At 37.0% G+C, this 14,819-nt stretch carries 16 protein-coding genes; 13 read left to right on the top strand and 3 right to left on the bottom strand.

All coding sequences use genetic code 11. The annotated features are described in order from the left end of the window. Window positions 1-48: 48 nt before the first annotated feature. The 3 genes from H7K77_RS11520 to H7K77_RS11510 form a co-directional block, all read right to left on the bottom strand. Window positions 49-1,185, bottom strand: coding sequence for a 5-methyltetrahydropteroyltriglutamate--homocysteine S-methyltransferase (locus H7K77_RS11520; protein ID WP_186577991.1), 1,137 nt, complete (start codon window positions 1,183-1,185; stop codon window positions 49-51). A 96-nt stretch (window positions 1,186-1,281) separates the two neighbouring features. Further along, on the bottom strand, window positions 1,282-2,199 hold the full coding sequence (locus tag H7K77_RS11515) for a LysR family transcriptional regulator (RefSeq protein ID WP_186577990.1): 918 nt from the start codon (window positions 2,197-2,199) through the stop codon (window positions 1,282-1,284). Window positions 2,200-2,339: 140 nt separating this feature from the next. Next, window positions 2,340-3,365: a thermonuclease family protein gene (locus H7K77_RS11510; RefSeq protein ID WP_235988916.1), complete on the bottom strand. Its 1,026-nt coding sequence runs from the start codon at window positions 3,363-3,365 to the stop codon at window positions 2,340-2,342. 400 nt (window positions 3,366-3,765) lie between these two features. On the opposite strand from H7K77_RS11510, the gene H7K77_RS11505 reads away from it, so the two are divergent. From H7K77_RS11505 to H7K77_RS11445, 13 genes are all read left to right on the top strand, one after another. Further along, a complete protein-coding gene (locus tag H7K77_RS11505) occupies window positions 3,766-3,954 on the top strand; it encodes a hypothetical protein (RefSeq protein WP_186577989.1) in 189 nt (62 codons plus the stop codon). A 465-nt stretch (window positions 3,955-4,419) separates the two neighbouring features. After that, window positions 4,420-4,704 (top strand): hypothetical protein, encoded by a 285-nt coding sequence (locus tag H7K77_RS11500; RefSeq protein WP_186577988.1) that lies wholly within the window; start codon window positions 4,420-4,422, stop codon window positions 4,702-4,704. A gap of 310 nt (window positions 4,705-5,014) precedes the next feature. After that, window positions 5,015-5,290, top strand: coding sequence for a hypothetical protein (locus tag H7K77_RS11495; protein WP_186577987.1), 276 nt, complete (start codon window positions 5,015-5,017; stop codon window positions 5,288-5,290). 596 nt (window positions 5,291-5,886) lie between these two features. Then, the gene (locus H7K77_RS11490) at window positions 5,887-6,177 is read left to right on the top strand and encodes a hypothetical protein (RefSeq protein WP_186577986.1); all 291 of its coding nucleotides are present in this window, start codon (window positions 5,887-5,889) and stop codon (window positions 6,175-6,177) included. 217 nt (window positions 6,178-6,394) lie between these two features. Further along, entirely contained in the window at window positions 6,395-7,120 is a 726-nt protein-coding gene (locus H7K77_RS11485) for a GntR family transcriptional regulator (protein ID WP_186577985.1), read from the top strand. A gap of 308 nt (window positions 7,121-7,428) precedes the next feature. Beyond that, window positions 7,429-8,625, top strand: a complete 1,197-nt coding sequence (locus H7K77_RS11480) for a NupC/NupG family nucleoside CNT transporter (RefSeq protein ID WP_186577984.1) — start codon at window positions 7,429-7,431, stop codon at window positions 8,623-8,625. 145 nt (window positions 8,626-8,770) lie between these two features. Continuing rightward, window positions 8,771-10,075 carry a pyrimidine-nucleoside phosphorylase gene (locus H7K77_RS11475; protein ID WP_186577983.1) on the top strand — a complete coding sequence of 435 codons (1,305 nt, stop codon included), beginning with the start codon at window positions 8,771-8,773 and terminating at the stop codon, window positions 10,073-10,075. A gap of 90 nt (window positions 10,076-10,165) precedes the next feature. Continuing rightward, on the top strand, window positions 10,166-10,339 hold the full coding sequence (locus H7K77_RS11470; RefSeq protein ID WP_186577982.1) for a DUF1427 family protein: 174 nt from the start codon (window positions 10,166-10,168) through the stop codon (window positions 10,337-10,339). A 32-nt stretch (window positions 10,340-10,371) separates the two neighbouring features. Next, on the top strand, window positions 10,372-11,553 hold the full coding sequence (deoB, locus tag H7K77_RS11465; protein WP_186577981.1) for a phosphopentomutase: 1,182 nt from the start codon (window positions 10,372-10,374) through the stop codon (window positions 11,551-11,553). 10 nt (window positions 11,554-11,563) lie between these two features. Continuing rightward, on the top strand, window positions 11,564-12,388 hold the full coding sequence (locus tag H7K77_RS11460; protein WP_186577980.1) for a purine-nucleoside phosphorylase: 825 nt from the start codon (window positions 11,564-11,566) through the stop codon (window positions 12,386-12,388). A 19-nt stretch (window positions 12,389-12,407) separates the two neighbouring features. After that, window positions 12,408-12,812 (top strand): cytidine deaminase, encoded by a 405-nt coding sequence (cdd, locus tag H7K77_RS11455; RefSeq protein WP_186577979.1) that lies wholly within the window; start codon window positions 12,408-12,410, stop codon window positions 12,810-12,812. Between the two features lie 26 nt (window positions 12,813-12,838). Further along, window positions 12,839-13,507, top strand: a complete 669-nt coding sequence (deoC, locus tag H7K77_RS11450; protein WP_186577978.1) for a deoxyribose-phosphate aldolase — start codon at window positions 12,839-12,841, stop codon at window positions 13,505-13,507. Window positions 13,508-13,652: 145 nt separating this feature from the next. Then, complete coding sequence (locus H7K77_RS11445) at window positions 13,653-14,408, top strand: DUF4367 domain-containing protein (RefSeq protein WP_186577977.1); 756 nt, start codon at window positions 13,653-13,655, stop codon at window positions 14,406-14,408. Window positions 14,409-14,819: the final 411 nt, after the last annotated feature.

The following is a 14,819-nucleotide window of genomic DNA, read 5'->3' as shown; positions in this document are numbered from 1 at the left end:
TTAGTTTAATCGAAGCACAAGAACCGTCCTCTTGCTTCCATTTACTTTTTATCCCCAAATCTCGTCTGCTACTTCTTTAATGAGGCGGAGTTTATTCCATTGTTGTTCTTCTGTTAAGATATTTCCTTCTTCTGTAGATGCAAAGCCACATTGTGGGCTAATGCATAGGTTGTTGATGTCAACGTATTTTGTTGCTTCAGCGATACGGGCTTTAATCGTTTCTTTATCTTCTAATTCACCAGTTTTCGATGAGAAAAGACCAAGAACGACGAGTTTTTCTTTACTTAAGTGTGCTAATGGGGAAAAGTCACCAGCGCGCTCTGTATCAAACTCCAAGTAGTATGCTGACACATTTTCTTTTTTGAACAAAATCTCTGCAATTGGATCATAACCACCGGAAGATGCCCAAGTAGAATGATAATTTCCACGACAAACATGGGTGGTTACAATTAAGTCTTCTGGTGCATTCTCTATAGCTAAATTGTTAACGCGTAAAAATAGCTCGCCAACTTCTTTTACCTCAGCCTGGTCTGCTCGCATCGTTTTGCCAAAATTAGGATCACACAGCATACCCCAAGTGCAATCGTCCAGCTGCAAGCTTCTGCAACCAGCTTCGTATAAATCAGCGATAAACGTCTGATAGGCCTTGGCAATATCTTGAACTAGGTCTTCTGTGTCAGGATAGATTTCCAATGTACGCTTTATATTATCCGGACGTTGTAGCTCTGCTAGAAACTGAGCAGGAGCTGGGACTGTATGTCGGGCTACAACATCATCCGTTGCAAATTGTTGAATAAATGTAAAGTCTTCCACAAATGGGTGGTTATCCCCACTAATTTTTCCTATCAAATTAGCTGTTTCAGGTCTCGTTTCTTCCCCATGGAAAACATAGCCTCGTTCTACAGTATCCTTTTGTACGCCATTTAATCCCCACATAAAATCTAAGTGCCACCAAGAACGACGAAATTCTCCGTCTGTAATGGCTTGAAGACCTACATTTTTTTGTTTTTCAATTAAATCGATGATACACTCGTCTTCCACCTTTTTCAGGTCACTTGCTGAAAGATTGCCTTCTGCAAAAGAAGCGCGTGCTTTTAATAATTTTTCCGGACGTAAAAAACTCCCTACATTATCAAAACGAAATGGTGTTACCGTTCTTTTCCCTGCTTTGCTTTCTACTGCCATGCTAACCTCTCCCTTAATGCTTGTTGTTATGTAGTGTAGCATGGGGGAGTTACTATAACATAAGACATAAAATCTATGCTTTGGTATAGTTTGAAGCTATGGCAGAAGTTGTTCTGTTTCGATTGTTTCTCTTAGATATTGGATATAAATAGTAGCCAACGGACTGTTTGAAACATGTTTATGGGTAATAAATCCAACAGTGATCAGCTCATCCACTTTTAATGGAACAGCTACAATGTCGTCATCGTTTATATCATAGCTAATAATGCCCGTCGATATGGTATAGCCATTTAAACCAATAAGTAAGTTAAATAAAGTAGCCCGATCACTAACGCGTATATTTTTCTTTCTAGAAATCGTACTTAAAATCTCTTCAGAAAAATAAAAAGAGTTGTAGTCTCCCTGTTCAAAGGATAAATAAGGATAAGGTTCTAAATCGGATAGTGTTACATAATCCTGTTTTACGAGTGGGTTCTTGGAGCTAATGAAAACATGTGGTTTTGCTACGAACAGCTCATGAAACATTAGGTTCCCTTCCCTAAGAAACTTTTGAATCACCTTTCGATTGAAATCATTAACATAAATAATACCAATTTCACTACGTAGATTCTTTACGTCTTCGATAATTTCATATGTTTTCGTTTCGCGTAAGGCAAATTCGTATTCATCGCTATCGTAATCGGATAGTAACCGGACAAATGCACTTACCGCAAACGCATAATGCTGCGCCGATACTGAAAAATGGTGCTGTGGTGATTGTGTGTTGGAATAGCGATTTTCAAGCAAGTCTGTCTGTTCAATCACCTGTCTGGCATATTGTAGAAATTCGGAGCCTTCAGGTGTGATGATGATTCCTCTATTCGTTCGTGAAAAAATCGTGATACCAATTTCCTTTTCTAACTCTTTTAATGCGTTGGAGAGACTCGGTTGGCTAATAAAAAGGTTTTGTGCAGCCTTACTTATCGAACGACTTCTTGCCACTTCAATCACATACTTTAACTGCTGTAATGTCATCTTTTCCCCCCTCATGGAACAACTCTAATTAAGCGATACATTCATTTTAACAGAAGGAGGGAGCAGAGAGACGGTTCTGCTGCTTTTTTTTAGTTGAAAAAGGGAAGCAAAGGAACCGTCCCCTTGCTTCCCCCTTAATTCTACAGACTCTCGCACACGAGGCCATCGTTATCATTTCCGTCTAGTCGGTGTGGATCTTGTGTGGGACCGCCTGCTGCTTCATAGAAATCTTGTGCTTCTTGTTGGGTGTCAAAGTCACCGCAATTTCGATCGATTCCATTTGGATCATAGTTAAGACTGGAGCTATTGTTTTGTTCTGTTTCCGCATCTGGAGTCGGTTCGGGCTCTGTCTTAGCTACCGGTTCTGGTTGATTAAAGCCTTCTTCTGTCACATACCCATCGATCCTCCAAATTCCCTTACCAGCATCTTTTGCACGGTTCTGTGCCTTCATATATGCTTCGTAATGTGTGTAAGGTGGATCATACACATAGGCTAGTCTTGCGAGTCCTTCTTCTAACAATAGCTGATTAAACATTTTTCCATCTACCCATAAATAAGCAAGAAGACGATCGTATTTATCTCGCTCAGGTCCATCCTTTTCAATCTGAACATTTTTACCTGTAAGTGTGTCTTTCGCAAATTGGCTTGCCTCTGGACCGAAATCTTGTACAGGTAAGCTAGGGTGTTTTGTCTCTGGTGTATCAACTAATAATAAGCGGATCACATCTTCTTTCCCGTTTATACTAACCTCAATCGTGTCTCCATCCACAATTCTCGTAACGGTTGCTTCAACTAAATTAGAGTTCATTTCTGAAGTCACGTCTGATTCTACTTCTGTTGCAGACGAGGAGGTATCTTCAAGTGATTGTTTTTCTGTATTTTCCTCTAACGTGTCTGTTTCACCTTCACTAGATTTCGTTTCGTCAGACTGTTCTGCTGGTATCGTAGTTTCTTCCATATCAGCAGGGTTATCCTCATTAGTGGCTTGAGCAGAACAACCACTGAAGAGAATGAAGACACCAATAAGCGCAATCAGAGTTGGCATTTTGGACTTATTTTTCGTAGCAATACGCTGATTATACGAAATGCCGGTTCCAGGAATGGAAGTGCTGTCTGATAAATCTTTTGAACTAGTATTTATTTTTCTATGAAACCGAAAACCCATCTATAATTCCTCCCGACTTTTGCATACAAAATTACCAATCTAGCAACATATAACGATCCATTTGATAAAAATGGACAGTGTATGCTATGCAAAATTCCATTTTACATTAGTATAGATTGATAAACAAAGGGAAAATAAGCTAAATGAATGAGGGAATTATTTTTGGAAGATAGAAACGATAGAACGTAAATTAGTTAGACAAAATTTTCATCCAGTCATTTTATACCTATCATTCTATTTATTTAAAAAGTAGTTAGGAATTTATGTTAATATATCTAGTAAAGATAACATCCTTTTTTAATATGATAATATACTCATATAAAATAGAGCATTACTGGGTAAGGAAGACACTATTGTGAACAATTTTCAAAAAGAAAATAAATAGAAATACATTTTTAAAATGGCATTGTTATGGTCAATTATATTAGGATTTTTTAATTCACTTATTGGTGGACCTCTAAGCAATGAACCAGCAAAGCTTATAGTCGGAATTATTGTGGAAACGATTGCTTTCGTAGTAATTACCTTTCCACTTGGAATAATTGTAGGTTTATTGTTATGGAAATCTAATAAACGAAGAATGGCCTAAATAAGGTTTAGATAAGTGTTTAACTTAATGGTGTAATTTAAAGTGTAGGGTGCATTTCACAAGAATGCATCCTTTAATTTATTGATTGTGAGTTAGTATGAAGGTCATTTTAATGTACACAAAACTATTAACCCCCCAAGCAAATAGAAAAGGCCAAAAATGATTAATCCCATATTAATTAGTATGCGTCGGTTAAAGTTAAACATAAGTAAACTATTGAATTGCATTATAGAATAAGACCTTTCACTTTTTTTAGTAGTTTTTCTTGCATAGCATAGCGAGATTTGTAATAGGCGAGTGTTATCCATTAATAGAGATCAAGCAGCTATTTTTATATAAGGGTCTAATTGTGGAACAAGAAAGATGGATATTTATGTTAAAATAAGAGTGGCTTTGTGAAGAAAAACACTTAAACTAAATGGTAGAAGAGTTTAATATTTAAATATGGAAAGGATATCACGCATAATGAATTGGTTAAATAAAAATGACTTGGCATTACTGCTATCTGGGATTACAACAGTTTTAATTTGTGCCTTTGTATTCAATCCCTTAATAAAAGGACCGATTGATGAAAATGTATTCACAATAGTCCCAGTCTTATTTGTTATCCTTATAATTTTAACTGTATTAACATCAGGATTTCGAAGATTGTTAGGACCGAAAAATAAAACAATTGGGAAGGGTTACTTCGCATTAAGTGTAGCTTTATTAGCTATATTTATAACGGTAATGAAAACGCTAATTTTGTAAAAGGATGTTAAGCTATCGAGTGCTTATGTTGAACAAGATCACATAATAATATAAAGTGATTTGCTTCGAAGTATAAAACTACTAGTAACTATATACTATTCATTCCTTAATGACGATCACTTTTTAGGGTTATCGTCTTATTGTATTTGACCTATACTGCAAAGCGACGATTGCCAGTAAAATTGGAAAAATCAATCAACTATTTGGTATCTTCTGATATATTTTAAGTATGGAGATTTGTGACGTTGTGAAGTGTTGATCTTCAAGTAACGGGCAGTTAAGTTAAATAACAAATATTAGGGGGAATATTATGAGTAAAAATTTTCAGTCTATATCTATTATTATTTTAGGATTGTGTATTCTTGTGGGGTGTTGGTTTATCTCGCAATCGTTAAGTTCCAGTCAGGAAACAGAAGTAGAGTCACAACAAGAACAACTTAGGTATGAACTTATATCTCCAAATGAAACCAACATTATCATCTTTGATAAACAAACGGGTGATTATTGGAGAAAATTCATTGCACCAAATGAAGGACCAAGTAATTGGGAGAAACAAGATACACCTATATCTACTATTTCAGAATAGTGCAATCGTCATGTTAAGCTAAATGGTAGCAATCTTGAATAAGAATAATTTAAAGATTTTATACAAGGCAGGGATAATAGTGAATTTTAAGTGGTTAAATAGAATTTGGCTACCATCTACATTGATCGGTTTTTTTTATGTATTATAGTGCCTTCACTTCAGGTGCCTACAATTCTGTTGTTTATTCTTTTACCAATCAGTATCGTGTTATCTCTTTTTGGAATAGCGACATCAATTATTGCAATACAAGATAATTCCGATACTTAATACTTATAATTTGTCCAACTGATCGGGGCGATTATTTTATGGAAAAAGATAGTATGACCGTTTAAGAGGTGAAATAAATGATTGTCGTCATGTTTTTAATCATCCACATACTAATTGGTTTAGCTTTCATTTACTTTTATGGCGAGCTGCCCAAGTGGTTTATGACATTTATGATTGTCTTTTTGAGTATGAGTTTTACATATTTTGGAGTAGTTCTATTAAATTCATTTTTATAACTGTTGGGCAACAAATGTTTAAAAGGATTTTGGCCTGTTCTTGTATAGGTGGTTTTTAACAATTATTTTGACGATTAAAGTAGGAGGGTTAATATGCAAAGCGGAGAAGAAACATCCAACAATTCAAATAGATTTCTTTTTATTTGTAGAAACATAATTCTTGTTGCCATCCTCTTGGTAGCTGCACAGTTTTGGTTTGATGATATTCCCACAAATGACCATATTGGTTGGTTGGCATTCGTTGTTTTTTGGACTTTGAGAAGTTTGTTCGACTACATTGATGATAGAAAAAACGGTAAGAATAAGTCAGCAATTATAAATTTGCTTCTCATAGTTGTTGGTTTTGGTATTTTAATTTGGGGTGTAATAAAATACATGGTTTGAACGCTTCAATCATAGGGTGCATATATGAACAAGAGATACAGTCTTTATCTCGTTGCCGGATAGACAACTCTTTTTTTCAATAGTTGCATCCCGTTAATTTTATTACACCATCTTTCTTATACATAAAATTATATAGAATCCAGACTTGCTCGCATTTGTTTTAGCTTGTAACGTTTTCATAATCCATGTAAAATAATGTCATATGGGGGGCATGTCTATGAATTATGGCTATCAAACACCACGATACCTTGTTGTTATTGAACAGATTAAAGGTAAAATTAATGATGGAGAGTTAGAACCGGGGGAACGTTTGCCCTCAGAAACTGATTTTGCTAAAGAATTACGTGTTTCTAGAAATACATTAAGGGAAGCGCTTCGTATATTAGAAGAAGAGAATATTATTGTTCGCCGACACGGTGTGGGAACATTCGTTAATAAGAAGCCTGTTTTCTCTGGTGGGATTGAAGAGTTATTTAGTATTACGGATATGATTGAGCGAGAAGGAAAAGAACCGGGAACGGAACTATTGTTTACAGGATACGTGGATCCACATAGTGATGATATTAAAGAGCTTAATTTAAATCAAGATGAAAAAGTGCTGCTTGTTAAGCGAGTTCGTACCTCAGATGGACAGCCACTTGTTTATTGTATTGATAAAATTCCTGCTAATCTACTTGCAAAAGACTATAAACTCAAAGAAGAATCGATGCTAACATCGCTTCAAATAGATGCAGGCATTACGATTAGTTATGCTAAGGCTGATATAAAGACGATTGGTTATCATGAAGAAATATCAGAAATACTTAGTTGTGAGCAGGATACACCCTTAATGATTTTAAAGCAGATTCACTTTGATTTATATGACAATCCGGTGTTGTACTCTCTTAATTTTTTTCGATCAGATCAAATTAGTTTTACAGTACACAGAAAGCGAACGATATAAAAAAATAAAACCTATGTCAATTTCTTATACACTTGGCATAGGTTTTGTTGTGTTAAAAACCTATGCATGACAAGGGGTTTCCCCGATAACCACCTTAATTCCTATTTATGTAAACATAAAAAAAATATAAAATATAGTTGACTTGTAGGACGTCTCACCTTTATAGTATGAATGTAGCTACTTTTGAAAGGGCATACATTAACGTTTAGTTGTTGGACGTCCTACTGAAATATTGAAATAGTTTGAATGAAGTTTATTAATCTGAAGAGATTAAGAGAGACGATTAAGCATCGAGGAGGAAAAATAGCATGAATATTATTTGGGGTATTTTCGGTATATTTGTAGTACTAGCTATTGCATTTTTATTTTCAACAAAAAAGAAAGCGATTAACTATAGAACGGTACTTGGTGGAATAGGGATTCAATTATTATTTGCATTCATCGTACTAAAATGGGACGCGGGTCGCACGGCGCTTAAAAAGTTTACGTTGCTTGTACAAAATGTGATTGATTATGCGAATGAAGGAATTGGCTTTCTATTTGGGTCATTAGCCGATGGAGATAAATTTGGAACTATATTTGCTTTTCATATTTTACCTGTCATTATTTTCTTTTCTGCTCTAATTTCTGTTTTATATTATTTAGGAATCATGCAATTGTTTATTAGATTCATCGGTGGAGGGCTGTCTAAGCTATTAGGAACGAGTAAAACGGAGTCAATGTCAGCAGCAGCAAATATTTTCGTTGGGCAAACGGAAGCACCACTTGTAGTAAAACCGTTTATTGCTAAAATGACACAATCAGAATTATTTGCCGTTATGACTGGTGGTCTTGCTTCTGTAGCGGGTTCTGTATTAATTGGTTATTCCTTACTAGGTGTACCATTAGAATACCTTTTAGCAGCAAGCTTCATGGCTGCACCGGCAGGTTTGGTAATGGCAAAGATCATGATGCCAGAAACAGAAAAGTCAGAAACAGCTGATGAAATTAAATTAGAAAAAGACAAAGATACAGCGAACGTTATTGATGCAGCAGCAAAGGGTGCTTCAGATGGTTTGCATCTAGCGCTAAACGTAGGTGCGATGCTCTTAGCTTTTATTGCACTAATTGCTTTAATTAACGGAATCTTAGGTATCTTTGGTGGCATAACACTAGAAGGTATTCTAGGTTACGTCTTCTCACCAATTGCCTTTGCGGTAGGTGTACCATGGTCAGAAGCTATTACAGCAGGAAGCTTCATTGGGCAAAAGCTAGTATTGAATGAGTTCGTTGCTTATGCAGCATTTGCACCTGAAATGGAAAACCTTTCTGATAAGACGAATTTAATTGTTAGTTTTGCATTATGTGGTTTTGCCAACTTAAGTTCGATGGCGATTCTTCTAGGTGGATTAGGTGGACTTGCCCCAAATCGTCGAGGAGATATTGCAAGACTTGGACTTCGTGCTGTCGCAGCAGGTATGCTAGCATCCCTGTTAAGTGCAGCTGTTGCAGGAATGTTCTTCTAATAAATTAGGAAGCTCTGCAAGACCATTCAACGTAGTAATATTTTTGAAACAAGATAAAGTGTAACTAGGCTATCGCCTATGCCTATTGGCTATGGCGATAGCCCAGGTTTTTTTATAAAACTGTAGTAAAAGGATGATGATAGCAATGAGAATGGTGGATATTATAAGCAAAAAAAGAAATGGGGAAGCATTAACGAAGCAAGAAATCGATTATGTGATAAAAGGATATACATCTGGAGATATTCCAGATTACCAAATGTCTGCATTAGCGATGGCTATTTATTTTCAAGACATGACAACGGATGAGCGTGTCAATTTAACAATGGCAATGGTGGAATCTGGTGACCAAATTGATCTTTCTGATATAGATGGTATTAAAGTAGATAAGCATAGTACCGGTGGAGTAGGGGATACAACGACGTTAATCCTGGCACCACTTGTCGCGGCTGTCGGTGTTCCGGTAGCGAAGATGTCAGGAAGAGGTTTGGGGCATACAGGAGGAACGATTGATAAGCTCGAATCCATTGAAGGCTTCAAAGTGGAATTAGATGCTAAACAATTTAATGAACTAGTGAACCAAAACAAAATCGCAGTTGTAGGACAAAGCGGCAACTTAACTCCTGCGGATAAAAAATTATATGGCTTACGTGACGTAACGGGTACTGTTAACTCGATTCCGCTTATTGCAAGCTCGATTATGAGTAAGAAAATTGCTTCAGGTGCGGATGCAATTGTCCTTGATGTTAAAATGGGTTCAGGTGCATTCATGACCGAAATTGAAGATGCGCGTGAATTAGCTCAGGCGATGGTGAAAATCGGAAATGGTGCTGGTAGAAATACGATTGCTGTTATCTCTGACATGAATCAGCCATTAGGGTTTGCGATTGGGAATGCATTAGAAGTAAAAGAGGCCATAGATACGTTGAATGGTGAGGGGCCAGAAGACTTACATGAGTTATGTTTAACGCTTGGAAGTCAAATGGTGTACTTAGCAGGTGAAGCTAAAACATTAGATGAGGCGAGAGAAAGACTGGAAAACGCGATTGATTCAGGGGCGGCTATTGAAAAATTTAAGACATTCATTGCTTCACAGGGTGGAGATCCGACTGTGGTAGATGATCCAAGTAAGCTTCCAACTGCTGCCTATACGTTTGAAGTAGAAGCAAAAGAAGATGGCTATGTATCGGAGATTATTGCCGATGAAATTGGAAATGCAGCGAGCATTCTAGGAGCTGGCCGTACAACGAAGGATTCGGTTATTGATTTAGCAGTAGGACTTATTCTCCGTAAAAAAGTAGGAGAGAAAGTTCAAAAAGGGGAGTCACTTGTGACCATTCATAGTAATAGCAAAACTGTGGAGGAAGTCATTCAAAAAATTTATAACTCCTACCATATTACTAAAGAACCAGTGGAAGCCAATCCGTTGGTGTATGATATTATTCGTAAATAAATAGAAAGTGGGTCCAATTAGTTGGGCCCATCTTTCGCCATTAAGAGGTAGGACGTCTGATGACGTTGCTACATAAAGGGAGAAATATAAATGAAAGAATTGATATTAAGTCTATTAGCAGGATTAGTTATTGGAATTGTATTTAAATTATTACGTTTACCATTGCCTGCACCTCCCGTGTTGGCAGGTGTGATAGGGATATTTGGTGTTTTTTGTGGAGGAGTATTAGTAGATTGGATCGCTAAGACATTTTTCCAAGCATAAAGGAAGAATAAGAATAGAGGAGGAATGCTGTGATGGGAGCAGATTTTAAGCGAGTATTTTTAATAGTGCTAGATTCAGTAGGGATTGGGGAAGCACCTGATGCCGCTGCCTATAACGATCAAGGAGCAGATACACTTGGACATATTGCCTCGCACCGAAACGGATTGAATATGCCGAATATGGGGCAGCTAGGCTTGAGTAATATTCGTGCGTTGAAGGGAATTGACAGCAGTGACAATCCGTTAGCTTACTATACGAAGATGCAGGAAGCGTCTGCTGGAAAAGATACGATGACTGGACACTGGGAAATCATGGGTCTTCATATTGACACCCCTTTTCGTACCTTTGAACAGTTTCCTGATAAGTTAATAAAGGAAATTGAAATACGATCAGGAAGAAAAGTTATTGGTAATAAACCAGCCTCTGGAACTGGGATTTTGGATGAGTTAGGTGAACAGCATTTGAATACAGGGGATCTGATTATCTACACATCAGCTGATTCTGTCTTACAAATAGCTGCTCATGAAAATGTAGTCCCACTAGAGGAACTATATGAGATTTGTGAAATGGTACGTGAGCTAACGAAGCAACCAGAGTATATGATTGGTCGTGTTATTGCTCGTCCGTTTATAGGGGAGCCTGGTGCATTTGAACGAACACCGAACCGACATGATTATGCACTAAAACCATTTGGCAGAACTGTGATGAATGAACTAAAAGACGCTAATTACGATGTTATTTCGATTGGGAAAATAGCAGATATTTATGACGGAGAAGGGGTTACGAAATCGCTTCGAACTGTATCAAACATGGATGGGATGGATAAGTTGATCCAAACAATGGAGGTGGACTTCACTGGGTTAAGCTTTTTGAATTTAGTTGATTTTGATGCAGTGTATGGCCATAGACGTGATCCAGATGGATATGGAGAAGCATTAGAAGCGTTTGATAAACGGTTAGCAGAGGTTTTGCAAAAGATGACAGATGATGATTTACTCGTTATCACGGCAGACCATGGAAATGATCCGGTTCATCATGGAACTGATCATACAAGAGAGTATGTACCATTACTCATACATCATAAAGCAATTAATAAAGGGTTACCATTACCAATACGAGAAACATTTGCAGATATTGGTGCAACGATAGCAGACAATTTCGCCATTGCAAAACCGAAGTATGGAAAAAGCTTTTTACAAGATATCAAAGGTTAGGAGAATGATGATGAATATAGAAGCCATCCAACAGGCAAGTCAATATATAACAGATAAACTAAGCATTAAACCACAAATTGGTCTAATTTTAGGCTCCGGTTTAGGAATTCTGGCAGACGAAATAGATAATCCAACCAAAATCAAATATGAAGATATTCCTGGATTCCCTGTTTCAACCGTCGAGGGACATGCAGGACAACTAGTAATTGGAAGTCTGAAAGGAATGCAGGTCTTAGCCATGCAAGGTAGATTTCACTACTATGAGGGCTACGATTTACAAGAAGTGACTTTTCCAGTACGAGTTATGAAACAACTAGGAATTGAAACAGTAATCGTAACCAATGCTGCGGGTGCCGTTAATCCTTCCTTTGAACCGGGAAATTTGATGCTGATCACCGACCATATTAACCATACAGGGGTGGATCCATTATTTGGGCCAAATGATCCAACTTTAGGGGTTCGATTCCCAGATATGACGAATGCCTATACACCAGCCTTACAGCAATTAGCACGAAAGGCTGCTGCAAAGCTAGATTTGACGATACAAGAAGGGGTGTATGTTTGGAACAGTGGACCAAGCTATGAAACACCTGCTGAAATCCGTATGCTTCAAAAGCTCGGTGGCGATGCGGTTGGTATGTCAACTGTACCGGAAGTAATCGTGGCACGTCATGCGGGGATGAAAGTAATGGGGATTTCCTGTATTTCCAATATGGCAGCGGGTATTTTAGATCAGCCACTGTCTCACGAGGAAGTAATCGAAACAACTGAACGTGTAAAAGAGCAGTTCTTAAGTTTAGTAAAAGAAATTGTTGCTAATCTTGCTCACCAATAAGTGAAATGGAGGTAGAAAAATGTTAAATGAACGTTTGATTAATGAAGCCAAAATAGCGAGGGAAAAGGCGTATACTCCATATTCTAAATTTAAGGTTGGAGCAGCTTTACTGACCAAGGACGGGAATATCTATCACGGGTGTAATATTGAAAATGCAGCCTATCCTATGTGTAATTGTGCAGAGAGAACGGCATTATTTAGCGCCATTGCATCAGGGGAAACAGCCTTTGACTTATTAGTAGTCGTGGCAGATACGGATGGTCCGGTATCACCATGTGGCGCGTGTCGTCAAGTTATCTCCGAATTGTGTCCTTCAGATATGAAAGTGATTTTAACGAATTTAAATGATGCCGTTCAAGAAACAACGGTTGCAGCGTTATTACCAGGAGCATTTGCTCCAAGTGACCTATCAAACAGAAATTAGGCAAATGAAAGAAAAGGATGATGAACATGGAAAATCTAGCTAAATATATTGATCATACTGCTTTAAAAGCAGATACGACGAAAGAGCAAATTATCGCTGTTTGTGAGGAAGCGATGCAGCACAGTTTTTATTCGGTTTGTGTGAATCCAACATGGGTTGAGCAGGCAGCAGTACTTCTAAAGGACTCGGATGTTAAGGTTTGTACCGTTATTGGCTTTCCATTAGGGGCTAATACAACAGAGGTGAAAGCAGCGGAAACAAAAGATGCGATTGCCAAGGGAGCTACCGAAGTGGATATGGTGATTAACATTGCTGCTTTAAAAGATCGAGAGAATGAAAAGGTAGAAAAAGATATTCGATCAGTTGTGGAAGCAGCCAAGGGGAAAGCACTAGTGAAAGTGATTATTGAAACAAGTCTGCTAACAGACGAGGAGAAAATGGTAGCATGTAACCTAGCTGTAAAAGCAGGAGCTGATTTTGTAAAAACGTCCACAGGTTTCTCAACAGGAGGAGCGACTGTGGAAGATATCCGATTAATGAGAGAAACGGTCGGACCTAATTTAGGAGTGAAAGCTTCTGGAGGAGTTCGTGATCGTGAAACAGCCATTGCCATGATTAATGCAGGTGCAACGCGTGTTGGAGCGAGTGCTAGTGTAGCGATTGTAAAAGGTGAAAGTAGTAATAGTGATTATTAATATGTATCAGGGGACGGTTTTTTGCTTATATGGAAGCAGGAGAACCGTCTCCTTGTTTCCTGACTTTTGAAAGAGTCTGACCCACATTTCCAATAAGTTGAAATAATTTTTATTTTAAAGGGTAAGTTATTACTGGTGATGTGAAATGAAAAAATTACTGATAAAAATAACAATAGTAGGATTATTTTTCTTATGTACACAAACAACCGTCTTAGCTAAACCATTTAAAGGTGATGTAGTTAGTGAATTCGCGTATGCATTAATTTCAAAAGGAAAAGAAGAAGTAAATAACTATGTAGTTTCAGATGTTACTGTTCCGGAAATACGTGAAAACACACAATTACGTGAGGTATCCGAATATCACTCTCCAAAAGAGAATGTTAGTGTGCTAGTAGCAAATTTTGATGATGGTGAAAATAAGCCAGAAAGAACTGCTTTTATATGGGAAGTTACATCAAAGGAAGATAAAATAACAAATATTAGAGTTCTTTATGATGGTTCCAATCCGTTTATGAATGAGCTAAAGATTATAAAAGAGTATAACAATAAGTATGATAAAGAAATCCTTGGGTTATCCAAGTTTCCATTTGATATTACGCATATAGATGGAGAAATTTTAGGAAACAAGGCAACTATAAACTATATGAATCCAAAAAATAACCAAACATTACAGGTGGATGTAACTCCTACAGAAAAAAACATCTCTAGTTTAAAAGGTAAAGATGATGCTAATCAATATTATTTAAAAAATGGAACAAAGGCGTTGTGTTTAGAAGATAATTCAAATAATTATAAGCTAGTTTTTCAGTATGATAACCTACAATATACAATAACTATTGATGGGATAGACACCCATCCAAATGATTTAATTTATGTAGCTAATTCGATGTTCTTAAAATAATATAAATTTCTAGATCAACTAAAGGGTGCATTTCACAAGAATGCACCCTTTAATCTATTTATTGACATAGAATTGACCTTCACAATCGTGTGCTATCCTTTAATAGGATTAAACGCATATTTTCATATAAGAGACAGAATGTGGAAAAAGACAGATAGATATTTATGTTAAAATAATTGTGTGAATGTAAAAATTGTACTTAAACTACTGGTAGGTTAATTTAATTGGAATGTGAAACCAGGTTAATTTTTGAAGTATATATTGCGCTAAAGGGCTCAAATTGTTTAACAGGGATGGTGTTATAGATGGAGGTTATAAAGAAAAAATTGCAATTTAAATTATGGTTCATAGCTGTATTTGGGTCAATCATTGCCTTCTTTATTGTGAAACTCTTGTGGAAGAATGCTAATC

The organism is Aquibacillus kalidii, assembly GCF_014280935.1.
Lineage (GTDB): Bacteria > Bacillota > Bacilli > Bacillales > Amphibacillaceae > Aquibacillus_D > Aquibacillus_D kalidii.
The sequence above is the reverse complement of the archived record's forward strand: the minus strand, read 5'-3'. Positions and strand labels throughout refer to the sequence as shown.